Annotated in this window: 24 protein-coding genes; 13 read left to right on the top strand and 11 right to left on the bottom strand. The window is 69.1% G+C overall.

All coding sequences use genetic code 11. The features are described 5' to 3' along the window. The first annotated feature begins 281 nt into the window (after positions 1-281). The 4 genes from ACGF13_RS33230 to ACGF13_RS33215 all read left to right on the top strand — a co-directional run bounded on the left by ACGF13_RS33230 (position 282) and on the right by ACGF13_RS33215 (position 5,196). Positions 282-467: a hypothetical protein gene (locus ACGF13_RS33230; protein ID WP_359913873.1), complete on the top strand. Its 186-nt coding sequence runs from the start codon at positions 282-284 to the stop codon at positions 465-467. Positions 468-525: 58 nt separating this feature from the next. After that, positions 526-2,946, top strand: coding sequence for an FxsB family cyclophane-forming radical SAM/SPASM peptide maturase (locus ACGF13_RS33225; RefSeq protein WP_392882434.1), 2,421 nt, complete (start codon positions 526-528; stop codon positions 2,944-2,946). A gap of 155 nt (positions 2,947-3,101) precedes the next feature. Next, positions 3,102-3,815 carry an aminoglycoside N(3)-acetyltransferase gene (locus ACGF13_RS33220; RefSeq protein ID WP_392882431.1) on the top strand — a complete coding sequence of 238 codons (714 nt, stop codon included), beginning with the start codon at positions 3,102-3,104 and terminating at the stop codon, positions 3,813-3,815. Positions 3,816-4,317: 502 nt separating this feature from the next. Further along, the gene (locus tag ACGF13_RS33215; RefSeq protein WP_392882428.1) at positions 4,318-5,196 is read left to right on the top strand and encodes a hypothetical protein; all 879 of its coding nucleotides are present in this window, start codon (positions 4,318-4,320) and stop codon (positions 5,194-5,196) included. 151 nt (positions 5,197-5,347) lie between these two features. Here ACGF13_RS33215 and ACGF13_RS33210 read toward each other — a convergent pair whose 3' ends face one another. From ACGF13_RS33210 to ACGF13_RS33185, 6 genes are all read right to left on the bottom strand, one after another. Further along, positions 5,348-7,060: a carbamoyltransferase gene (locus ACGF13_RS33210; RefSeq protein ID WP_392882426.1), complete on the bottom strand. Its 1,713-nt coding sequence runs from the start codon at positions 7,058-7,060 to the stop codon at positions 5,348-5,350. Next, positions 7,057-8,289 carry a serine--tRNA ligase gene (serS, locus tag ACGF13_RS33205; RefSeq protein ID WP_392882423.1) on the bottom strand — a complete coding sequence of 411 codons (1,233 nt, stop codon included), beginning with the start codon at positions 8,287-8,289 and terminating at the stop codon, positions 7,057-7,059. The genes ACGF13_RS33210 and serS overlap by 4 nt, the downstream gene beginning before the upstream one ends. Beyond that, positions 8,286-9,107: a hypothetical protein gene (locus tag ACGF13_RS33200; protein ID WP_392882421.1), complete on the bottom strand. Its 822-nt coding sequence runs from the start codon at positions 9,105-9,107 to the stop codon at positions 8,286-8,288. The genes serS and ACGF13_RS33200 overlap by 4 nt, the downstream gene beginning before the upstream one ends. Next, the gene (locus ACGF13_RS33195; protein WP_392882419.1) at positions 9,104-10,174 is read right to left on the bottom strand and encodes a radical SAM protein; all 1,071 of its coding nucleotides are present in this window, start codon (positions 10,172-10,174) and stop codon (positions 9,104-9,106) included. The genes ACGF13_RS33200 and ACGF13_RS33195 overlap by 4 nt, the downstream gene beginning before the upstream one ends. 29 nt (positions 10,175-10,203) lie before the next feature. After that, complete coding sequence (locus ACGF13_RS33190) at positions 10,204-10,581, bottom strand: hypothetical protein (RefSeq protein ID WP_392882416.1); 378 nt, start codon at positions 10,579-10,581, stop codon at positions 10,204-10,206. A gap of 82 nt (positions 10,582-10,663) precedes the next feature. Beyond that, positions 10,664-11,359 (bottom strand): HAD family hydrolase, encoded by a 696-nt coding sequence (locus tag ACGF13_RS33185; RefSeq protein WP_392882413.1) that lies wholly within the window; start codon positions 11,357-11,359, stop codon positions 10,664-10,666. 96 nt (positions 11,360-11,455) lie between these two features. Here ACGF13_RS33185 and ACGF13_RS33180 point away from each other — a divergent pair, with 96 nt between their 5' ends. Both ACGF13_RS33180 and ACGF13_RS33175 read left to right on the top strand, forming a co-directional pair. Then, a complete protein-coding gene (locus ACGF13_RS33180; protein WP_392882688.1) occupies positions 11,456-12,223 on the top strand; it encodes an XRE family transcriptional regulator in 768 nt (255 codons plus the stop codon). After that, on the top strand, positions 12,216-12,683 hold the full coding sequence (locus ACGF13_RS33175; protein ID WP_392882412.1) for an NUDIX hydrolase: 468 nt from the start codon (positions 12,216-12,218) through the stop codon (positions 12,681-12,683). Before ACGF13_RS33180 ends, ACGF13_RS33175 begins: the two co-directional genes overlap by 8 nt. Here the strand turns inward: ACGF13_RS33175 and ACGF13_RS33170 are convergent. Then, positions 12,671-13,234, bottom strand: a complete 564-nt coding sequence (locus ACGF13_RS33170; protein WP_392882409.1) for an HD domain-containing protein — start codon at positions 13,232-13,234, stop codon at positions 12,671-12,673. The genes ACGF13_RS33175 and ACGF13_RS33170 overlap by 13 nt on opposite strands. A 195-nt stretch (positions 13,235-13,429) precedes the next feature. Continuing rightward, positions 13,430-13,951 (bottom strand): DUF6879 family protein, encoded by a 522-nt coding sequence (locus tag ACGF13_RS33165; protein WP_392882407.1) that lies wholly within the window; start codon positions 13,949-13,951, stop codon positions 13,430-13,432. 437 nt (positions 13,952-14,388) lie between these two features. Between ACGF13_RS33165 and ACGF13_RS33160 the strand changes: the two genes are divergently transcribed. The 4 genes from ACGF13_RS33160 to ACGF13_RS33145 all read left to right on the top strand — a co-directional run bounded on the left by ACGF13_RS33160 (position 14,389) and on the right by ACGF13_RS33145 (position 16,951). After that, on the top strand, positions 14,389-14,859 hold the full coding sequence (locus ACGF13_RS33160; RefSeq protein ID WP_392882405.1) for a helix-turn-helix domain-containing protein: 471 nt from the start codon (positions 14,389-14,391) through the stop codon (positions 14,857-14,859). Beyond that, the gene (locus ACGF13_RS33155; protein WP_392882403.1) at positions 14,856-15,539 is read left to right on the top strand and encodes an IS630 family transposase; all 684 of its coding nucleotides are present in this window, start codon (positions 14,856-14,858) and stop codon (positions 15,537-15,539) included. The genes ACGF13_RS33160 and ACGF13_RS33155 overlap by 4 nt, the downstream gene beginning before the upstream one ends. Before the next feature lie 99 nt (positions 15,540-15,638). Continuing rightward, positions 15,639-16,418 (top strand): GNAT family N-acetyltransferase, encoded by a 780-nt coding sequence (locus ACGF13_RS33150; protein WP_392882401.1) that lies wholly within the window; start codon positions 15,639-15,641, stop codon positions 16,416-16,418. Between the two features lie 29 nt (positions 16,419-16,447). Beyond that, positions 16,448-16,951 (top strand): N-acetyltransferase, encoded by a 504-nt coding sequence (locus tag ACGF13_RS33145; RefSeq protein ID WP_392882399.1) that lies wholly within the window; start codon positions 16,448-16,450, stop codon positions 16,949-16,951. Between the two features lie 47 nt (positions 16,952-16,998). Here ACGF13_RS33145 and ACGF13_RS33140 read toward each other — a convergent pair whose 3' ends face one another. Both ACGF13_RS33140 and ACGF13_RS33135 read right to left on the bottom strand, forming a co-directional pair. Next, positions 16,999-17,199: a DUF397 domain-containing protein gene (locus ACGF13_RS33140; protein WP_392882397.1), complete on the bottom strand. Its 201-nt coding sequence runs from the start codon at positions 17,197-17,199 to the stop codon at positions 16,999-17,001. A 2-nt stretch (positions 17,200-17,201) separates the two neighbouring features. Next, a complete protein-coding gene (locus ACGF13_RS33135) occupies positions 17,202-18,071 on the bottom strand; it encodes a helix-turn-helix domain-containing protein (protein WP_392882395.1) in 870 nt (289 codons plus the stop codon). 146 nt (positions 18,072-18,217) lie between these two features. Between ACGF13_RS33135 and ACGF13_RS33130 the strand changes: the two genes are divergently transcribed. Both ACGF13_RS33130 and ACGF13_RS33125 read left to right on the top strand, forming a co-directional pair. Beyond that, positions 18,218-18,586 (top strand): ATP-binding protein, encoded by a 369-nt coding sequence (locus ACGF13_RS33130; RefSeq protein ID WP_392882393.1) that lies wholly within the window; start codon positions 18,218-18,220, stop codon positions 18,584-18,586. Next, positions 18,583-18,828: a hypothetical protein gene (locus ACGF13_RS33125; protein ID WP_392882391.1), complete on the top strand. Its 246-nt coding sequence runs from the start codon at positions 18,583-18,585 to the stop codon at positions 18,826-18,828. Before ACGF13_RS33130 ends, ACGF13_RS33125 begins: the two co-directional genes overlap by 4 nt. A 48-nt stretch (positions 18,829-18,876) precedes the next feature. On the opposite strand, the gene ACGF13_RS33120 is transcribed toward ACGF13_RS33125, so the two are convergent. Then, positions 18,877-19,449 carry a TetR/AcrR family transcriptional regulator gene (locus ACGF13_RS33120; RefSeq protein WP_392882389.1) on the bottom strand — a complete coding sequence of 191 codons (573 nt, stop codon included), beginning with the start codon at positions 19,447-19,449 and terminating at the stop codon, positions 18,877-18,879. 78 nt (positions 19,450-19,527) lie between these two features. On the opposite strand from ACGF13_RS33120, the gene ACGF13_RS33115 reads away from it, so the two are divergent. Then, entirely contained in the window at positions 19,528-21,018 is a 1,491-nt protein-coding gene (locus ACGF13_RS33115; protein WP_392882387.1) for an MBL fold metallo-hydrolase, read from the top strand. Positions 21,019-21,048: the final 30 nt, after the last annotated feature.

Genomic DNA, 21,048 nt, shown 5'->3' with positions numbered 1-21,048 from the left:
GTCCACATGTTCGTCCTGGCGGCGGGCCACAATTTCGCCCTGGCGGCGGTCCATGTTTTCGCCCCGGCGACACGCTTCGGCGTGCGCCACGGCGAAGCGCGCGGCGGCTGAACAGGTGAATTCTGGTGGTACGGCGCGGGCTGTGGTGCGGCGTCGGCCGCCTGGGGAGCTCAAGGTGACTCCGAACGTGCCGCGCGGAGTCTTCGAGGGCACTACATTGGTCGCAACCGGGTGGGCTTACCCACCCTCGGCAGGTCCTAACCGCGCCTAAGGAAACGAATATGACTCCGGTAACCAGCATCAGGCCGGCCGGCAAGCTCACTGACCCTCAGGAGACGCCGGAACGCCCCTCGCTCGCCGATCTCGCCGCGCTCGGCGCGGAAGAACTCGCCTCCCGGCTCCAGCGCGCGCTCCCCGGCGCGGAATCCGGCCTCGTGCCGGTCGCTGCCTTCAACTCCTCGATCTGACCCGGCCCGGAACACCGAGCGGAACCCAGACCGAGCCGAACCGAACAGTCCCAGCTCCATGACGACGTCGACTCCGCTGCCGCTGACGCAGTTCGTGGTCAAGATGCACAGCAGGTGCGATCTGGCCTGCGACCACTGCTACGTCTACGAGCACGCGGACAGCAGCTGGCGCTCCCGGCCGAAGGTCATCGCGGACGGGATCCTGGCCAAGGCCGCCGAGCGCATCGGCGAGCACGCGGCCGCCCACCGGCTGCCCGCCGTCCGGGTCGTCCTGCACGGGGGAGAACCCCTGCTCGCCGGCCCGGACCGCTTGCGCCGCGCCGCCGAGGCGCTCCGGGCGGCGCTCCCGCCCGGCTGCGCGCTCGACCTGCGCATCCACACCAACGGCGTGCTGCTGAGCCGGGACTTCTGCGCGCTGTTCGCGGAGCAGGAGATCAAGGTCGGCATCTCGCTGGACGGTGACAAGGCCGCCAACGACCGCCACCGGCGGTTCGCCGACGGACGCAGCAGTCACCCGCAGGTGCTGCGGGCCGTCGCGCTGCTGAACGAGCCCGAGTACCGGCACCTCTTCGTCGGGCTGCTGTGCACGATGGACGTCGAGAACGACCCGGTGGCCGTGTACCGGGCGCTGGCCGAACTCCGGCCGCCCGCCGTGGACTTCCTGCTCCCGCACGCCACCTGGGACGAACCGCCCAAGCGCCCCGACGCGCTCGGCGCCGCCCCGTACGCCGACTGGCTGCTGACCGTCCACAGGCTGTGGGAAACGGACGGGCGGCCGTTCGCCGTACGGACCTTCGAGTCCGTGCACCGGACCCTGCGGGGGTTCTCCAGCCTCACCGAGTCGCTCGGCCTGGAGCCCTCCGACCTCGCGGTCCTGGAGACGGACGGGACCTTCGAGCAGGCCGACAGCCTGAAGACGGCGTACGACGGCGCGCCCGCCACCGGGCTGAACGTCTTCGCGCACAGCCTCGACGACCTCGCCCGCCACCCCGGCATCGCCGCCCGCCAGTCCGGCCTGGCCGGACTGAGCGAGGCCTGCCGTTCCTGCTCCGTGGTGCGCTCCTGCGGTGGCGGGCTGTACGCCCACCGCTATCGGAGCGACGATGGAGGAGGCAGCTTCGACCATCCCTCCGTCTACTGCGGTGATCTCATGACGTTCATCAACGGCATCGCGGGGAGCGGGAGTTCTGCCGGCGATCCGGGGGGCCGTGTTCCCGGGCAGGCTGCCGGGTCGTCGCGGCCCGGCGCCGAGCAACTGCTGCCCGGCACGCTCACCCCGCCCCAACTCGACGAGCTCGCCGCCGGATACGGGGGCGCGGACACCATCGCCGTGCTCGGCCGCTCCCAACTCGCCCTCACCCGGGCGATGCTGGCCGCCGCCTGGGACGCCTCCGGACAGGGGCGGGCCGAGGCGTGGGCCCTGCTGGCCGAGCTCGACGCGGCGGCCCCCGCCGCCGTGGACGCCGTGCTCGCCCACCCGTACGCCCGCGCCTGGGCGGCCCGCCGGCTCGCCGGGGACCTCCCGGTCGGGCTCGGCCCGCTGGTCGCGCTCGCCGCGGCGGCCGCGGTGCGGGCCGGGCGGGGCGACACGGTCGCCGTGCCCGTCCGGGGCGGCCGGCTGCACCTGCCGACGCTCGGCAGCCTCGCCGTACCCGACGGCGAGGCCGTGGTCACCGGACGGGCGGACGGCCTCGAAGTGCGGGCGTCCGACGGATCGGTGCACACCGTGCTGGACGAGCCGCGGTGGCGGATCCGGCTGGCCGACGGTTGGACGGTCGCCCTGGAGGACACCGACCCGCTGCGGGACAGCCACGACCACCCCGTCGCGGACCGCCTCTCCGAGAGCGAACTGCTCGACTGGACGGGCGCGTTGCGCGAGGCCTGGGAACTGCTCGGGCGGGACCTGCCCGGGTACGCGGAAGGCATCCGGGCCGGCCTGACGACGGTCACCCCGTTGCGGCCCGGCCCGACCGGCCGGGACGTCAGCTCGGCGGCCCGGCAGGCGTACGGCGCCGTCGGCATCGCCCGGCCCGCCACCGCGCCGACCCTCGCCCTGCTGCTCGCCCACGAGTTCCAGCACGTCAAGCTCGGCGCGGTGCTGGACCTGACCGACCTGTACGACCGCGGCGACACCGCGCTGTACTTCGCCCCCTGGCGGCCCGACCCCCGGCCGCTCGAAGGGCTGTTCCAGGGCACGTACGCCCACCTGGCCGTCACCGAGTACTGGGGCACCCGCACCCTCGCGTACGACGGACTGCCGGGCGCGGCCGCCGACCGGGCGCGCGAACAGTTCGCGCTCTGGCGGCGGTACACCGCCGACGCCGTGGAGCGGCTGGCGTCGTCCGGGTCCCTGACCGGGACCGGCCTGCGCTTCGCCGACGGCATGCGTGCCACCGTGGCACCCTGGCTCGCCCTGCCGCTGCCCGCAGCCGCCGAGCAGGCGGCCGACCGGGTACGGCGGGAACGGGCCGGGGTCTGACCTCCCACCCGCGCCGCCCCGGGACCTCCCTCGCCCGGGGCCCTCAACCCCGGGGAAACGCCATCCTCACCGAACCCCGCGGCGGCGTCGCCGTCGCCACCTCCGTCCACCCTCTCGTCCGCGACCTCGTCGAACTCGGGGTCCGTCCGGGCACGGTGCTGCACGTCCAGGCGTCCCTGCGCGCCCTCGGACCGGTGCCGGGCGGGGCGGCCGGTGTGGTCGAGGCCCTGCTCGAAGCCCTGGGCCCCGACGGCACCCTGGTCGCCTACACCGCCACGCCCGAGAACTCCGCCACCTCCCGCATCCACCAGTCCGCCACCGCCGGTCTCTCCCCGGCGGAGGTGGCCGACTACCAGGACCGGATGCCCCGCTTCGACCCGGCCACCACCCCGGCCTCGCCCTCCATGGGGGCGCTGTCGGAAACGATCCGCACCTGGCCGGGCGCGCTGCGCAGCCGCCACCCGCAGACCTCCTGGGCGGCCGTCGGCCGGCTCGCCCGGGAGATCACCGCCCACCATCCGCTGACCTCCCACCTCGGCCCGCAGACGCCGCTCGGGCGGCTCTACGAACTGGACGCCCGGGTGCTGATGCTCGGCGTCCCGATGGACCGCTTCACCGCGTTCCACCTCGCCGACCTCCGCATGCCCGACGTGCCGGTGCGCGAGTACCGCTGCGTCGGGGAGGACGGCTGGACGGCCTTCCGGGCCGCCGACCTGGACGACCTCCACTTCGGTGGCCTCGGCGCCGAGGTCCTGCGCACCGCCCGCGGCATCACCACCGCGCGCATCGGGGCCGCCGACTGCCGCCTGGTGCCGGTCCGGGAGGCCGTCGACCTCGCCGAGGCCGTCCTGCGCCGCGGCCGCCCCTGAAACCCGCCCCTTGTTCCCACCCCTGCTGCCCTATCCCGCCGTTTCCCACCCCCCGCCCCCACACCCACCCCCCCGCCCCGCCGCCCCACCCCGCCCGCCCGTTGCCGCTCCGGCTCCGCCGGAGCGGCAACGGGGCTCCCGGCCCCACCTCGTGCGTGACCTCCTGCCCCAGGACTTCGCGGCCGTCCTGCGCGAGGTCGTCGAGCGCGGCGAACTCCTCGCCGCCCGTTGACCATAGGGGTGACTGGGTCGGCTCGACTCCCGATCACCTATGCGCAGACCACGACGGTCATCACGCACGACTCCACCGAAAAACGACAGCCCTTGATGTGATCAAGACCGATGCGGCAAAAGGACCTTGGCGCGGCGGGTGACGTGCTACGTTCCGTGGTCCAACCGAAAATAGGCGACCCCGGCAGCGCGCCAACGCTCCGGGGTCCGGCAACAGGAGTAAGAGCTCCCGATGCGCGTCCATCGTACCGAACACGTACGTAGCTTCACTGTGCTACCCAACGGCCTGCTGCAGGACCGGCGGCTGTCCTACACCGCCCGTGGCTTGCTCGCGGACCTCCTCTCCCGGCCGGACGGTTGGCGCGAGGACGGCCGGCACATGGCCGACTCCAGCCCGCAGGGTCGTGGGGCGATCCGCAAGGCTCTGAAGGAGCTGACCGAGGCCGGGTACTACCGGGTCGAGAAGATCCGCCTGCCGGACGGAACGATCATCACCGAGACCCACGTCCACGACACCCCGCTGCGCACGCCGCCGGGTGCCACCCGTCCGGTCCCCGGTGAGGGGAGCACCGGCCGTGTCGGCGCCCCTCTTGTAAAGAAGCGGTACCAAGAACCCTCCCACCCCGCCGAGCAGCAGCCGGCCGCCGACCGGCCCGAGGGGCGGGAGGAAGACCACACCATCGACCAGGAGCTTCCGGCCATGCCGGACGAGCAGGTCCGCGAGGCGGTGGCGATGCTGTTCCGGGCGATCCGCCCGGAGCCGCGCCTGCGGCTGGGCGAGGCCGAGGCCATCGAGCTGGCGCCACTCGTCGCCCAGTGGCTGGAGCGTGGCAGCACCACTCAGGAGCTGGCCCAGGCCCTGCTGCCCGGTTTGCCCGTACCCCTGCACTCCCCGGTTGGCGTGCTCCGTAGCCGCCTGAAGCGCAAGTTGCCGCCCGTCCAGGCCCCGCAGCAGCCCTCCAAGCCCAGGTACGCCGAGTGCGCCAAGTGCCATGACCCTGTGCCGCAACCGGGCATCTGCCGCGCCTGCGCGGGCCTCGGCACGGTGCCGGCCGCAGTCGGAGGCGGTGCTGCCGTGACGACTCGGGGCGCCGTGCGGGCGCGTGCGGCCCTACTGGCGGCCAGGGCTGTCCCTCTCCGGCCCGGGTGAGCGCGGCCTCGACGCTCGGCCAGTCGGGCTCCCGTACCTCGGCTGAGCCGCCCGGTCGTGCGCCTCGTGCGTGAGAAGTCAGCCAGGCCGACTTCCCATGAAGGACTCCTCCCGCTCATCGCAGACGGCGCCAGGTGATATCGCTTCCCTGCTATGACCTGCGCAACGTCGCCACGAGTGGTCCGATAACAAGGCCATCCAACCCACATCTCATGAATGTGTTGACCGCATCGTCCGGAGTGCAGACGATCGGTTCGTCGGCCCTGTTGAAAGACGTGTTGAGCAGGACGGGCAAGCCGCACAATCGGCGGTACTCCTGTATGACCTTCCAGAGATCGGGGTTGGTGTCCTGTTTGACCGTCTGTACCCGGGCGGACCCATCAGTGTGGACGATCGCTGGGACTTCCTCGCGCCGGTGTGGGTGTACCAGCGCTGTGGCGAGCATGTACGGGTAGACCAGTACCCCGGCCGCGGAGAGGTCGAAGTACTTGTGGGCGTGCTCGGCCAGGACCGCCGGTGCGAAGGGGCGGAACGCCTCGCGCTGCTTGATCATGGCGTTGATGCGTACTGCGGTCTGGGCTGAGCGGGGTGAAGCGAGGATGCTGCGGGCTCCGAGCGCGCGCGGCCCGAACTCCATGCGACCCTGGAACCAGCCGATCACCTGCTCAGCGTTTAGCAGCCTCGCCGCCTCCTGGTGGGGGTCAGTGGTTCGCCGTACCTCGTAGCGGCCCGCTGGAAGGTCGCCGAGTGCCTTCTCAATGGCCCTGGTGCTGAACTCTGGCCCGAGGAAGGCATCGCGGAGTGGCCGCCGTTCTTTGGACGCACCCGCGATCAACGCGGCCCCGATTGATGTTCCCGCATCGCCGGCCGCTGGCTGGATGAAGACGTTGTCGAAGCGTCCGGAGTTGATGATCGCCGTGTTGGCAACGCAGTTCAGCGTGACGCCCCCGGCGAGACAGAGCATTCTGTGTGGCACCAGCCGTTGGGCGTGGGCGATGTAGGCGCCGACCAACTGTTCGTGGACGTGCTGGAGGGCATGGGCGATGTCACGGTGGCGGTCGGTGATCTCGCTGCCGGGATTCCGCGGTGGGCCGAGGAGATCGACCAAGGCGGGGCTGTAGAGGGTTCGCCGCGCACTGGGTGTGCGGTGATGGTCGAAGTAGCGGAGATCCAGGCGCAGGCGGCCGCTGTCGGCGTCGAAGTGGGCTAGCCGGGCGAGTCGTTCGATGTAGGTGCCGCTGCCGTACGCGGCCAGACCCATGACCTTGTACTCGTCGCTCTGCGGGCGGAAGCCCAGGTAGCGGGTGAGAGCGCTGTACAGGTAGCCGAACGAGTGCGGGTAGGTGATGTGGTGGCGCCTGATCAACTTCCCGTCGACACCGTCGAAGATGGCGGCGGTCTCGTACTCGCCTCGACCGTCGAGCGTGACGACGAGCGCATCGTCGAACGGGGAGACGTGGTACGCGCTGGCCGCGTGCGCCCGGTGGTGAGGCACGGTCACGAGCGGCAGGTTCTTCGGCAACAGGCCGCTGCTGCGGATGGTGGCTGGCAGCCGGCGGCGCTTGCGGTACTTGTCGAGGTCGGAGAGCAGGGAGCCGACGGATGCCGGTGTGCCGTGGCGGAGGTTGGAGGGGGCCAGGAGGAGGTGGAGTTTCGGGTCCACGAACAGGGCCACCTGGTCGAGGTCGTCAGCGCGGGCGCCCGCCAGGTCCAGACAGGCCTGGATCGCGCGCTCGGGGAACACCTTGGTGTTCTTGACCCGGGTCAGGCGTTCCTCTTCGACGGCGGCGGCCACCGTTCCGTTGTGAACGATGGCCGCCGCCGCGTCGTGGGTGCCGAAGTTCAGCCCCAGCGTCAGGGTCAATCCCGCCTGCCGATCCATTCCTGCCCGCCCAGGTATGGCCGGAGTGCCTTGGGGATGTAGATCGTGCCGTCCGCCTGGACGTGGTTCTCCAGGATGGCCAGGGCGGCGCGGTCGGTGATGCCGGTGGACGAGATGGTGTGCGGGAGCACGGTCTTGCCGTTGCCGTCCTTGAACCGGATCTTGAAGCGGCGGGACTGGTAGTCCCACAGGTTCGAGTTCGAGTGCGTCTCGCGGTACAGGCCGAAGGACGGGAACCACGCCTCGGTGTCGTACTTCTTGTACGTGGGTGCCCCCATGTCGCCGAGGCACACGCGCACCACCCGGTACGGCAGTTCGAGGCCGTCGAGGATGTCCTCCACGTTGCGCTGGCACTCGTTGAGCCAGTGATCGGACTGCTCCGGGTGGCACAGGACGATCTGCTCGACCTTGTGGAACTGGTGGGCGCGGAAGCCGCCGCGGTTGGTCCGTCCCGCCGCGCCGGCCTCGGTACGGAAGCACGGGGAGAACGCGGCCACCTGGATCGGCAGCTCCTCGGGGTCGAGGATGGTGTCGCCGTAGAAGCCGATGAGGGTCTGCTCGGTGGTGCCGATCAGTGAGAGGTCTGTGCCCTGCACCCGGTAGAGCTGGTCCTCGAAGAACGGCAGGAAGCCGGTGCCGAAGAACGTGCGCTCGCGCGCCATGAGTGGGGTGAGCATCGGGGAGAATCCGCGCTGCACCAGCAGGTCCTGGACGTAGGAGAACATCGCCCAGGCGAGGCGGGCGCCGTCCCCCTTCCAGTAGTAGAAGCCGGCGCCGGAGACCTCGGCAGCGCGCCTGAGGTCGAAGATACCCAGGCGCTCGCCGATGACCTCGTGGGCACGGGCCTCGTCGGTCGGCTTCGGGGCGCCGACACTCCGCAGCTCGACGTTGCCTTCGTCGTCGTCACCCGAAGGGGTGTCGGCCGGGAAGATGTTCGGCACCCGGACCCACAGGTCATCGCGCTCGGCCTGGAGGTCGCGGACGCGGTCGTTGGCGGCCTGGAGGCGGCTCTTGAGGTCGCGGGCGGCCTCGATGTCGGCGCCCCTGCCCAACTTCTTCTGCTGCGCGCGCAGTTCCTCGGCCTGGGTCTGCTCCTGGCGGAGTTCGCCGTCCACCTCGATCAGGCGGTCGACGTTGACGTCGGAGCCCTTCGCCCGTGCGGTACGACGCACGAGGTCGGGGTCGGTTCGCAACAGGGCGATGTCAATCACGGAAGTTCTCTCCTTGGGGTTTCGGTTGGGGCAGTGTAGGGAGAACGGGGCCTTGATCGTTCCGAGTTACGGACAGTGTCGATCACCTCGTTGACGTGTTCGGGGGTGGACATGGTCACCGCGAGGGCGGAGACGCGCGGGTCACTCAGTGCCCATGCCAGCGGCCGGAGACGCGCACGGGCGGTGGTGGCGAGCGGGTTCACCAGTGCTCCCCGGTTGAGCGGCGACATGCCGATGAATGCCTTGCCGGCCCTCTTGACCTGAGCGATGTGCGCGAAAGCCCACGGTGAGGTCAGGTGGTACTGAGCGGCGACTGCGCTGACCGCCTCCACCTGGAGTGCGGCGGCCAGTGCTTGGGGGCCGTGGCAGTAGGCGTAGACCGCGTCGACTCGGCCGGACGCGAACGCCACGCGGGCCCCGCTGCGGAAGAAGCCGGCGAGCACGCGCGGCTTGTGCAGCAGGTCCGTGTGTTCGGTTCGCTTGAGGTCGACTTCGAGTACGAGCGCGCTGATCCTGGGGATACCGAGCCGACTGGTGGAGACGTCGATGGCGTTCCGGATCCGGGCTTCGAGATCGCCACGCAGCGGGCATTCGGCCTTGACGAGATGACGCAGCCCGTGGACCGGCCCGATCTCCTCCAGCACCTCGCGCACGGCCCACTGGGTGTTGAGGTTGGGGTTCGAGTGGATCAGTCGGACACCGGACCGGAGCGCGGTGCGCAGTGCGGCGATTCCGGGGCCCGACTCCTTCTGCGGGAGCAGGTGGCCGGCCACGAAGGTGGATGTGCCGAAGCACAGGCGCTCCAGTCCCGTGATCACGCTTTCTTTCCGCCTTCCAGCTGTTCACGGGTGAGGATGGTGCGGAAGTGCGCGATGCTCTTCTGCTCGCCGACGACCTTGTCGAAGCGCAGTTCGCCGAGTTGGTCGCGGTAGTGCTTGCGGTTGGGGTTGTCGATGTCGAACTGTTCGCTGTCGCGGTAGCCGGTCAGGCGCTTGAAGGTTTCCCGCTTCTCGTCGAGCGACATCCCCCACAGGACGGGCGGGTTCTTCTGGCTGATGCAGACCGTCGTCATGCCGTTGGGGCTGATGCGGAGCTTCCAGCAGCCGCCGCACGGGTAGTCCCAGGAGAACATCGCCAGCACGGCGACCTTCACCCCGGTGTCGCCGACCTCGTAGTAGTTGTAGCTGGGGTTGTCGCCTTCGATCCCCTCGCGGCGCACCGGGTTGAGTTCCCCGGCCTTGGCGAGGGATTCGAGGATGGCCGACTCCTCCACGAACTGGTTCTTCCAGAAGGCTTCGCCCTCGGCGCCGAGCTGGGCCGGGTTCGAGGGGAAGAACTGGTTCAACTTGATCGCCAACTGCCCGGCTCCGCCAGCGCTGTTGAGGCTGCGGGCGTAGTCGATGAAGGCCGGCAGCTCGTGCAAGGTGTCGCGCATGGTGACGCACGAGATCTTGGTGAGCGTGGGCAGCAGTTCGACGGAACGCTCGATGCTCTGGAGGGTGTCGCTGTGGAAGCCGCGGCGAGTGATGAAGAGGTTCCGCTGTTCGTCGAGGGTGTCGATGCTGATGATCGCCCGGGTGAGGCCGGCGTCGATCGCCTCCTCGATGATGTGGTGCAGCCGGTAGCCGTTGGTCGTGACGATCTGCTGCGTGAAGCCGATCGCCTTCGCGGCCCGGAGCAGGTCCACGAAGTCCCGGCGCACGGTCGGCTCGCCGCCCGTGTAGTGGACTCGGGCGAACCCGATGTCGTGCGCCGCCTGGAGGACTTCGATGGCCTCCTCCAGAGACGGCTGGACGATGACGCCCTGCTTGCCCTCGGGCAGGCAGTACTGGCAGCGGATGTTGCAGCGGGACGTGATTCCGAAGCGGAGGTTCCACTTGCGCATTCCCGGTGAGTACCGGTTGTCCATCACCTTCATGACGCTTCTGCCTCTCGGTCGTCAGCCGGCCTGCATGTGTGCCTCGCCTGGGCTTGGAGGAGCTTCGATGAGCTGGCGGCCGTTCTACGGATGGTCTGGCAGCCGACCTGCCCGTCCCGTCTGGCGTCGACCAGCGCTTCCTCGTGCAGCGAGGCACCGCCGATGGCCCGCTCGATGGCGAAGTAGCTTCCGTCCTCGGAGCCGCTGTCGATGATCTCCGGTACGGGGTAGCCGAGTTCCGCGATCAGCTGCTGGAACTCGGTCTCCGCCTGCAGATCCTCGCCGCCGGTTCGCTTGTAGAGCCGGCCGTCCGCAGACCTCCATACCGCGCCTTGGGCGGCGGTTCTGTCCTTCACGAACTCCCAGTCGCTCATCCATCCACCCTTACGGAGCTCCGAGTTGGATGCTGATGGTCGCGCAGAGTGCGAGGACCGCGTCACCGCATACGCGGACGGTTCAAGGACGTCCTGGGACGATTTCCAGCAGGGCGAGGAGACTTGCTGTATCCGACAGATCCGGTAGGACTATCGGTGCACCAGCCGCTGTCAGTTCGGCCTGGCTGTGGATGCCGGAAGCCACCGCGATGATCCCGGAGCCGGTGACGAGAGCTGCTTCGACGTCCCGTGGCGTGTCGCCGACCAGGACGACCGGGGTGTCCTCTGGGAGCCCGCGGTAGCGCTGGACGCGCTTCCGGGCGACGGATACCAGATCGGGACGCTGCGCGCTGTCACCGCCGTATGCCCCGACGGCGAGGTCCAATAACGGGTCGAGATCGAAGGCCGACAGCTTTACCCGGGCGTTCGCAGCGATGTTGCCGGTCAGTACCGATGAAACCCAATGGGCTTGACCGGCGGCGGCTTTGAGGATCTCTGGCACGCCTGGGAGCGTCATCCCCCGGCGGCTCAGTTTGCCGAAGTGTTCCTCCCCGGCCCGGGCGAGCGCGGCTTCGACGCTCGGCCAGTCAGGTTCCGGAAAGCTCTGTCGGTGGAACATGGCGCGCATGATCAAGCGATCAGTGCGGCCCTCCGTCGATGCAGGACCTATCGGTGGGGCGCCGGTCAGCAGAGCGAACGCGGTGGCGTAGATCTCCTTGCTCACTCCGGCGTTCTCAATGAGCGTGTGATCGATGTCCCACAGAACGATGAGCTGCATATCGTCAGCGTAAGCACCTTGTTGGATCGTCAGCTTGAAGTGACCGTCCCACAACGCTCTTGCAGAGCGGCGCCAGCCTCGGCTTGTATGACCTCCGTGAACGCGCGACTTCACTCCGTGCTCGCTCAGCGAGGCGTACAGCCCGGGGCGCTCGCCGAAGCCTGCGAAGTAGACCCCAAGACCGTTGGTCGCTGGCTCGGCGGACGCGTGCCTCACCCGAGGCACCGCTTTCGTGCCGCTCGGTTCCTGAGCGTCGAGGAGGAATTCCTCTGGCCCGATCCGCAGCCTGGGGCAGGCCGACGGGCGGTCGGCCTGGGCACCGAACTCGTCGGCACCTACCAGAACAGAGCCAGTGTGCCCCGCGAGACCTGGTTGGCCCTGCTCCAGGAAGCCCGGCAGCAGATCGACGTGCTCGTCTTCTCGGGGACGTTCTTCGCCCAGTCCAACCCGCACGTCGCCAAGATGCTGGCCGAGCGGGCGGCCGACGGCGTCCAGGTGCGGTTGTGCTTCGGCGACCCGCGTGGGCACGCAGCGGCAGTCAGGGGCCGTGAGGAAGGAATTGGCGACACCCTCGCGGCCAAGATCCGGGCCTCCCTCACGTACTACCGCGCCCTACTTCCGGAGGAGCGCTGCGCAGTGAGACTTCACGACACCACGCTGTACAGCTCGCTCTTCCGCTACGACGACAACCTACTGGTCAACCCGCACATCTTCGGCCAGCCGGCCAGTGCCAACCCCTTGCTCCATCTCAGGCAAGCGGACGCCACCGGCTGGTTCGACAACTACGCTCAGAGCTTCGAAGTGGTCTGGGCCCAAGCGCGGCCCTGGACGCCCGATCAGGAGGAAGCCGCCGCACATGGGTAGGACTGAGTACTACAACGACCCTGACGCTCCCAAGGCCAACACCCTCATCCCCGCCAGCAACCTACTCGTCGTCGACGACTCCGGCGCCATCCTTCTGCAGCGCCGCCGCGACACGGGCCAGTGGGCCCTGCCTGGTGGAGCCCAGGACATCGGTGAGACCGCTGCAGAGTGCGCGGTGCGCGAGTGCCTGGAGGAGACCGGCATCCGGGCCGAGATCACGGGCTTCCTGGGCGTCTACTCCAACCCGGACCACATCGTCGCCTACACCGACGGCGAGATCCGGCAGCAATACGAGAACGCCTACATCGGCCGCCCTATCGGCGGGGAGCCCACGATCAATGACGAGGCCGACGGCGTCCGCTTCGTCCAGCCGGCCGACCTCGACCGGTACGACATTCACCCCAGCATGCGCCAGCAGATCGGCGACTTCCTCGCCGGCACCTACCCTTACCTGGGATGAGACGGCAGGGTCGCCTCCACCCGGTCGACAGCTGCGAAGATCTCCAGCTCCGCCCGACGGATGAACCGCCCCACCACGCTCTCCGCCCCGTAGCGGTTGAGGATCTTCGCCACCCGTTCCTCGGCCGTGGTCGGCCTGCCGTCGGGCGTCGTCGTCATGTCACACCACACCAAGGCATCGACCAGCCCCTGGTCCTCCAGCAGTGGGAACTCGATCTCCAACACTTCCCGGAGACCGCGCTCCTCGGCTTCGAGTAGCGCGAACGAGTGATTTGCCACCAACCGCGTCAGATGGTCATCAACCCCATGGACGTCACGGAGGAACCGCGCACCGTCGAGCGGATGGAACCCTGTCGTCGCCAACCCCGGCGCGTAGCCGACATCGTGCAACAGGGCGGCACAGGCCAGAAGCTTGGCCTTCTGGCCGAGAACACTTTCGAGGAGGCGCGCTCGGTCCGCCACACCCTGCGTGTGTGCCCAGCGGCGGGGCAGTGATCCGGCAAGCTCACTCTCGGCCACCGACCTGGCCCAGAGAGTCGACTGTTCGCTCATGCGTCGATCACTTCCCACATTGATGCTCAGTACGCGCGGGGCCGGGCCGAGGGGCGGCATGGGGCTCAACCAGGACAACGGAAGCGGCGCAAGGGCCTTCGAGGGTACGGCCCGAGAAGTGCCCCGTGTGCAGGAAGTCGGCCCAGCCGACTTCCTGCACAGGCGTAGTCGCAGCGCCTCCGAGATCCGTTTCTCTCACTTGGTTCCGTGTCGCTCCCACCATTCGGTGAAGGGCGCGGCGTGGCTCAGGGCGAGGTCGCGGTACCCCAGCCACTTCTCGACCGTCGACTCCTTGTCGGCGTCGAGGAACGCTCCGCCGTCGCCGTAGCGCATCGTGACGACGGTGGACTCGTCGAAGGCCCAGAAGTCGGGCACGCCGTCGAGCGGGTTCGGCTGTTCGGTGGTGTCGAGGATGAAGAACTCCTCCCCGGCGGTGGCGTTCTTGGTGTACCCCCAGCCGAGCTCGAACCGGAGGTACGGGGTCAGCGGGCGCGACAGGATGTGGACCCGGTACATGCGCTTTCCGTTGTCGGTGTTCGCTCGGACCTCCTCCATCCAGTCCTGGTTGTAGTCGGCCGGCTGCGGCTCTCCGTCGAGGAACGCACGGATGTTTGCGGCGTTCGACGATCCGCTGTAGTCGTCCAGCGTCTCCAGCCGGAAGGCCTCCCGTTGGAACGTCGAGAAGAGATCCTCGAAGTCCTCACCCGAGATGCTCACAGAAGTATCCTCCGAATCAACGAAGCCGGAATGCGAACCGTTGCCTCCTCGGCGGGCCCACGTTGTGTCCGATGCTGGCGAAGTCATGACTCGCGGGTCAAGGCATGGCAGTTGAGAGAACGGGAAACTGCCCCGAGATCACTGGATCGGGTGGTTCTTCGGTGGCCTCTTGCGGAGAGCAAGAGGCCACCAGGAGGACACTGGAGCTGTGACGTTCACGGGAAGCCTGCCGGCGAGTTCGAGCGACTTGACCGAACTGGGGACCACGCCGAGCGGTACCTGTCCGATCACCAGGTACTGATCCTGCAACAGTGCCGCGGCCGTCCGCCGAGTTGGCGTGAGGTGACCTCTAGTAGATTGTCGCGGCTAAGTGTCGTTCCGGTTGGTGAAGTTGGGCAGAATCCCCTTGTCGCTTCCTTTCGGCCGTCAGGGGTGCCGTGTCCTCGCAGAAGAAGTATCCGGTTGCGTTGAGCGTCGAAGATCGCCAGGCCTTGGTGCGCGTGACGACGACGGGGGTCCGCAGCGCGTCGATGATCAGAAGGGCTCGGGTGCTGCTCGCGCTGGATACCTCGGTCGGCGAGGTCGCTCCACGGGCGGTGATCGCGGAGCGGGTCGGGGTCTCGCGCGACTCGGTCCGCCTGATCTCGAAGCGGTACGCGGAGACCGGCGGCGATGTGTGGGCCACGGTCGGGCGCAAGGAGCGTGCCCTGCCGCCGGTGCCCTCCCCGGTGACCGGCGAGGTCGAGGCCAGGCTGATTGCGCTGGCCTGTTCGACGCCACCCAAGGGACACGCCCGGTGGTCGCTGCGGCTGCTGGAGAAGCACGTCGCGCTGGTCGAGGACATCCCGGACCTGGACCACTCCACGATCGGACGGGTGCTAAAAAAACGGAACTGCGCCCTCATGTGAAGAAGTGCTGGACCATCCCGCCGGCGGCGAACGCGGCCTTCGCGGCGGCGATGGAGGACGTCCTGGCGGTCTACCGCCGCCCCTTCGACCCGGCGCGCCCGGTGGTGTGCATGGACGAGAAGCCCTACCAACTGCTCGGCCACGTCCGTGATCCGCTCCCCGCGCAGCCCGGCCGCGACCGGCGCGAGGACAACGAGTACATCCGCTCGGGGACCTGCTCGATCTTCTGCTGGGTCGAGCCGCTGCGCGGATGGCGGCGCGTGGACGCCCAGCCCCGCCGGACCAGGGTCGACTGGGCACACCAGGTTGAGCACCTGCTGACCGTGGACTACCCCGACGCGGAGACCGTGGTGCTGGTGATGGACAACCTCAACACCCACACCACCGCCTCGCTCTACGAGGCGTTCGACCCGGCAAAGGCCTTCGCCCTGGCCCAGTGCCTGGAGATCCACCACACCCCCAAGCACGGCTCCTGGCTCAACATCGCCGAGATCGAACTGTCCGCGCTCACCCGCCAATGCTTGGACCGCCGCATCGACGACCTCACCGTCCTCAACACCGAACTCGCCGCCTGGCAGCAACACACCAACGACAACCAGCGCCAAGTCGACTGGCACTTCACCACCGACGACGCACGCGTGAAACTACGCCACCTCTACCCCACCACACAGCGAAATTAAGCCGCGACAATCTACTAGGTTGATGGGATGGGACTTTCTGCCACTGTCGTTGCCGCTGCCAGTCAGGCCTGGGTGTGGAGGCCGGACGATGCCGAGGTCGTGGAGGGCAACGAGTACACGATCCTGCGGCTGCCCGACTACGTCGACTTCGACCTCTCGGTGGTCTCCTTCACGCCGACCGGGCCGCTCGGGGCGGCCGTCGACGCGGTGGTGGAGCGGGCGCGGGCGTTCGGGCCGCCGGTACTGGACTGGCAGGTGCTGCTCGGCTCCCCGGCCGGGCTGGCGGACGAGCTGTCCGCGCGCGGTGGGCGGGTGAAGCTCGGGCTGGAGGCCCTGGCCATGGACCTGAGCCAGGGCGCACCCCGGCTGCGGCCGCCGGCGGTGGACGTATCGCTGCGCTGGGCAACGGACTTCGCGACGGCCAGGGACGGGGCGGCCGTCGAGATCACCGGCTTCCGAGGTGAACTCCCGCCCGACGAGCGGATCGAGGAGATCGCGGCCAAGTGCGCGAGGGCTGTCGCGGCCGGGGAGGGCGGCATGGTCGTCGCCTACGTGAACGGTGAGGCCGCCGGAACCGGCGGTGTGACGCTGGTGGACGGCGTCGCGCGGTTGACGGGCGGGGTCGTGGCGCCGTCCTGGCGGGGCCAGGGGGTGTACCGGGCGGTGCTCGACGCCCGGCTGTCCTGCGCGGTGGCGGGTGGCGCGACGATGGCCCTGGTCAAGGCCAACGAGGCGACGTCGGGCCCGATCCTGCGGAAGGCGGGCTTTACGCCCTTCGGCCCTGAACCCGTCTACGCCGTCCCGCTGGGTCAGGGGCGTTCGGCCCCGAAGAGGGAAGGCCCGAGAGCGACACCGGGTGCCGGAAATGCAGGGGAGTGAGCTGAGGCGCGGTGCTACGGTCGGGCGCCATGAGCTGGCTTCCCGATGACTTCGTCCATCCCGTCCAGGTGCCGCTGCCGGGCGGGGCCCATCACCTACGGCCGGTCCGGGAGGCGGACGCCCCGCTCGACTATCCGGCCGTGATGGGCTCGCGCGAGCGGCTGTGGAGCATGTTCGGTCCGGCTTGGGGCTGGCCGGCGGCGACCATGAGCTACGAGGCCAACCAGGCCGATCTGTTGCGGCACGAGAAGGAGATCGCCGCACACCAGTCCTTCAACTACGCGCTGCTCGACGCGGAGGAGACGTCCCTGCTCGGCTGCGTCTACATCGACCCGCCCGCGAAGGACGGCGCGGACGGCGAGATCGCCTGGTGGGTGGTGGACCGGCTGGCGGGCAGCAAGATCGAGCGGGCGCTGGACGCCTTGGTGCCGCAGTGGATCGCCACTGAGTGGCCGTTCGAGCAGCCGCGCTTCCTCGGCCGTGGGATCTCCTGGGAGGACTGGATCGCCCTGCCTGAGCACCCCGGTATGTGAGCGGCCCTCGTCCCCCCATGCCCTGACACGGGGGGACGAGGATGAGATCAGGCTTCGGTGAGGTGGTCGAACTCGCCGGCCTTGGCGCCGTGGATCCAGGTGTGGAGCTTGGTGCGGGTGGTGGTGACGATGGTGGTGGGGTCGTCGGACTCGCGGATGTAGACCAGCTCGCCGGCGGAGGAGGCGATCTCAAGGCAGTTGGTGTTGGTGCCGCTGAAGCTCGACTTCTGCCAGTTGAGCTGTTCCATGCTTACCTTCCGTGGAGTGCGTAACGAATGTGCTGGAGCAAGCCCCATGAGTCGCGATAGGTGGGCGATGGTTCGGATGCATCGGCGGACAGCGGCGGGAGTGCCAGGCCTTTGAGTCGTTCGAACTGCCTCCGGAACGAGGCTACTGCTTCAGGGTCTCCGAGGAATGGCGAGCCCTGTGGTTGTTCCATCAAGACGGTGTCCAGCTTGGAGTGTCGTCCGTGGATCAGCATGAACGGGGTGTCGGTCTCGGCGAAGACCTTGCAGTCGAACGGAAGGATCTGAATGGTGATGTGCGGCAATCGGCCGACTTCGATCAGGTGATTCAACTGGTCACGCATGATGGTCGGGCCGCCGTACATCGTCCGTAGCGCCGCCTCGTGGATCACGGCATGGAACGGAGTCTTGTTCTCGACGCTCAGGATTCGCTGCCGCTCCTGCCGGAACTCGACCGTCGTGTCCGAGTAGTCGAGGATGACCTCGCTGTAGGCCTTCGTCTGGAGCAACCCGGGAATCAGCAGCGTCTCGTACGTGTCCAGGCGGGTGGCGCTGTGTTCGAACTCGGCGAGATCGAGGGCCGAAGTGGGAACGTGGTGCCGGTAGTCGGTCCACCAACCCTTGCCGTTGCTCCGGCTCATGTCGAGCAGGCCCGCTCGATATTCGGGATCGTTGGCCTGGCAAGCGTCAAGCCACTGCGTCAATCGCTCAGGATTGATACCAAGCCTGGCCGACTCGGTGTGACTGACGGCAGGCCCCTTCATGCCGATCAGGTCGCCGAGTTCCGGCAGGGACATGCTGGCGCCCGTTCGAAGGCGTCGCAGCTCATCGCCGAGTCGATGCTGCCTCTCGCTGATCACGGTCCTGAATCCCATGCGCATGCCCTTCTCGTGCGGAAGTTCGGCCGATGGGGTGGCCGCCTACGGACAGTGTAGGTCTAAGTGCGCAGAGTGTTGCAGGATTGTGGTGGTCGGCTCTACAGTCGATGCACCAACCTCTTTGCACCGCTGGGAGATTCCCCATGTGTGACCCCAACCTCAACTCCCCCTCCCTCGCCGTGTCCCGCGAGGTGTTGCGCGACGCGATGGTGCGCGCCGGGTACCCCGACTCCTCCATCGGGGACGCCGAACTCGCCCTCATGGAGCTGGTGGTGAACGCGTGGCGGCACGGGATGACGCGCTCGCCCGTCGTCACGGTCGTCTACTCCGGCAACACCCTCCGCGTCTCCGTCGCGGATCGCAGCAGCGAGTTGCCGAAGTGTCAGAAGTTCGACCCGCAGGCCGAGTCGGGCCGCGGATTGCAGCTGGTGGAGGGGCTCACCAACCGCTGGGGCGCCGAACCGCAGGTGCTCGGTAAGCGGGTCTGGTTCGAGTTGGACTGCGTCGCGTGAGCGCCCTCCACCCCCTCGATCCGCGTGATCCCTCCCTCCATCGCCTCACCCGCCGGGATCTCACCGACCTGATCGTGGAACTCCGCACCGAGGGCCGTGAGTTGGGTCTGCTCTGGCCCTCGGCCAAGCCCGGCGAGACCGTCTTGAACGGCCAGGTCCTCGTCTCGCTCGGCAGCGTTCCGGCCAGCACCCTGGTCAACCTTCTCTCGCTCGTCCGCGAGTTCAGGCGCCGCCAGGGGTAGGCGCAAAACGCGGGCCCCGTTCGTCGAACGGGGCCCGCGCCCGTGTGTTCAGGCCCTGAAGCCGGCCGCGAGGAGGCTGAGGCGGGCGAGTAGGGCGTCGGCGAGCAGGTAGGAAGCGTCGGCGGCCAGCCAGCGGCCGAGGGTCGTGATGTACGTGTCGAACAGCAGGTCGGCGACGTCCGTCGGATCCAACTCCGGGCGGATCTCGCCCTGTTCGCGGCCCCGGGTGGCGGCCGTGACGAACGCCAGGGGGGTCGTGGCGCCGAGGCTGAAGGCGGCGTGGAGCACTCCGCTGTCGTGGAGCTCCTTCGCCAGCGCGTACTCCCGCTCGTTGAGTTTCGCGAGGGCGCGCAGTGCGCCCGCGAGCGACTCGGTGGCGGAGGCATGAGCTTCGTCCAGCCGGTCCAGGGCCTCGTGTCGTCGCTGCACCCAGGCGGTGACGAAGTCCTCCTTGCGGCGGAAGTGGTTGAAGGCCGTCTGGCGTCCCACGTCCGCGCGTTCGGCGATGTGGTCGTAGGTGGTGGCCGCGTACCCCTGGGCGGCGAACAGCTCCAGTGCCGCGGTCAGCAGCCGTTCCCGGGTCTCGGTGCGGCGCTGGTCGCGGCGGGGCGTCGAGGTCATGCGATAAGTGTACTTGAATCCAAATATGGACTGGAGTACATATTAGTACTCCAGTCCACCTAGCGAGGAGGTCAACCGATGGCCGTCCCGTACACCCTCGGCCTGCACGAAATCGCCGCCGACACCTACGCCTACCTCCAGCCGAACGGCTCCTGGGGCCTCAGCAACGCCGGGCTGATCGTCTCCGGCGAGGAGGCGCTGCTGGTCGACACCCTGTTCACTGTCCCGCAGACCCGGGAGCTGCTGGCCGCGATCGCGCGGGCCCTGCCCGGCGCCACCGTCTCCACCCTGGTCAACAGTCACAGCGACGGCGACCACTGGTGGGGCAACCAGCTGCTGCCCGACGCCACGGTGATCGCCTCCGAGGCCGCCGCGATCGACATGGGGCGCGACCACCTCCACGAACTCCTCGCCGACCCCGGCGACCTGCCGCTCCCGCGCGTCGTCCAGGACATGCGGCGGGCCTTCGACTTCACCGGCATCGCGCCGACCCTGCCGAACCGGACCTTCAGCGGCGAGCTGGACGTCGCTGTCGGGCGGCGGACCGTGCGGCTGATCGAGGTCGGGCCGGCCCACACCTGGGGCGACGTGCTGGTCCACGTCCCCGACGCCGGCGTGCTGTTCGCCGGGGACATCCTGTTCGTCGGCGGCCACCCGGTGATCCACAGTGGGCCGGTGGAGCGCTGGATCGCCGCCTGCGACCTGATCCTCGGCCTGGACGTCGAGACGATCGTGCCCGGGCACGGGCCGGTCGTCGGCAAGCCGGAGGTCCGCACCTTCCGCGGCTACCTGGAGCGGGTCCGCGACCACGCCGGGCGCGCCCACCGGGCGGGCATCCCGGTGCTGCGGGCCGCGCGGGAGATGGACCTGCACGGCTTCGAGGACTGGGACGACCGTGAGCGGCTGCTGCTCAACATCGGTGCCGTGTACCGCGAACTGAACGGCGACGGGACCCCGGGGGAGGAGGAACTGCTGCTCGGGATGGACGAGTTCACCGCAGTCCCCAGGCTGGCGCCGCGGCCGGCCGCCGAGATCGCGGCCCTCGCCGGGCGCCTGGAGGGCCCCGCCGCCCGGCTGCTCGCCGACGGCGCCGGTCCGCTGGCGGGCCGCCCGGTGCTCAACGTCCTGGCCACCATCGGCCACCACCCGGACCTGCTGGTCGCCCTCGCGCCCCTGCTCGCCCAGCTCAACCAAGGCCTGCTCCCGTTCCGCGAGCGCGAACTGGCCGTCCTGCGCACCGCGCACCGCACCGGCTCGGCGTACGAGTGGGAGTACCACGCCCGCCTCGGCGCCGCGGCCGGGCTGGCCGGGCCGGAGATCGCCCGTGTCCAGGACGGCCCGGAGCACCCGGACTGGTCGGAGGTGGACCGCGCGCTGCTGCGGGCCGTCGACGAACTGCACGACGGGCACGCGCTCGCTCCGGACACCTGGCAGGCGCTGATCGAACGGCACTCCGAGGCGCAGGTGTTGGAACTCATGGCCCTGGTCGGGACCTACGGGATGGTCGCGGGCATCCTCAACTCCTGCCGGGTCCCGCTGGACGACTGGCTCGCCGGGGCGGAAGCGTAAGCGTGCCCGCGCGGGAAGTCGGCCCGGCCG

The organism is Kitasatospora sp. NPDC048286 (genome assembly GCF_043201735.1).
Taxonomy (GTDB): domain Bacteria; phylum Actinomycetota; class Actinomycetes; order Streptomycetales; family Streptomycetaceae; genus Kitasatospora.
This window is presented reverse-complemented; position numbering and strand designations above follow the sequence as displayed.

Excerpts from the sequence above, each read along its gene's own strand:
- ACGF13_RS33230 (WP_359913873.1), top strand. The coding sequence starts at position 282 with ATGACTCCGGTAACCAGCATCAGGCCGGCCGGCAAGCTCACTGACCCT.
- ACGF13_RS33225 (WP_392882434.1), top strand. The coding sequence starts at position 526 with ATGACGACGTCGACTCCGCTGCCGCTGACGCAGTTCGTGGTCAAGATG.
- ACGF13_RS33195 (WP_392882419.1), bottom strand. The coding sequence starts at position 10,174 with ATGCGCAAGTGGAACCTCCGCTTCGGAATCACGTCCCGCTGCAACATC.
- ACGF13_RS33190 (WP_392882416.1), bottom strand. The coding sequence starts at position 10,581 with ATGAGCGACTGGGAGTTCGTGAAGGACAGAACCGCCGCCCAAGGCGCG.
- ACGF13_RS33185 (WP_392882413.1), bottom strand. The coding sequence starts at position 11,359 with ATGCAGCTCATCGTTCTGTGGGACATCGATCACACGCTCATTGAGAAC.
- ACGF13_RS33175 (WP_392882412.1), top strand. The coding sequence starts at position 12,216 with ATGGGTAGGACTGAGTACTACAACGACCCTGACGCTCCCAAGGCCAAC.
- ACGF13_RS33170 (WP_392882409.1), bottom strand. The coding sequence starts at position 13,234 with ATGAGCGAACAGTCGACTCTCTGGGCCAGGTCGGTGGCCGAGAGTGAG.
- ACGF13_RS33145 (WP_392882399.1), top strand. The coding sequence starts at position 16,448 with ATGAGCTGGCTTCCCGATGACTTCGTCCATCCCGTCCAGGTGCCGCTG.
- ACGF13_RS33140 (WP_392882397.1), bottom strand. The coding sequence starts at position 17,199 with ATGGAACAGCTCAACTGGCAGAAGTCGAGCTTCAGCGGCACCAACACC.
- ACGF13_RS33135 (WP_392882395.1), bottom strand. The coding sequence starts at position 18,071 with ATGGGATTCAGGACCGTGATCAGCGAGAGGCAGCATCGACTCGGCGAT.
- ACGF13_RS33130 (WP_392882393.1), top strand. The coding sequence starts at position 18,218 with ATGTGTGACCCCAACCTCAACTCCCCCTCCCTCGCCGTGTCCCGCGAG.
- ACGF13_RS33120 (WP_392882389.1), bottom strand. The coding sequence starts at position 19,449 with ATGACCTCGACGCCCCGCCGCGACCAGCGCCGCACCGAGACCCGGGAA.
- ACGF13_RS33115 (WP_392882387.1), top strand. The coding sequence starts at position 19,528 with ATGGCCGTCCCGTACACCCTCGGCCTGCACGAAATCGCCGCCGACACC.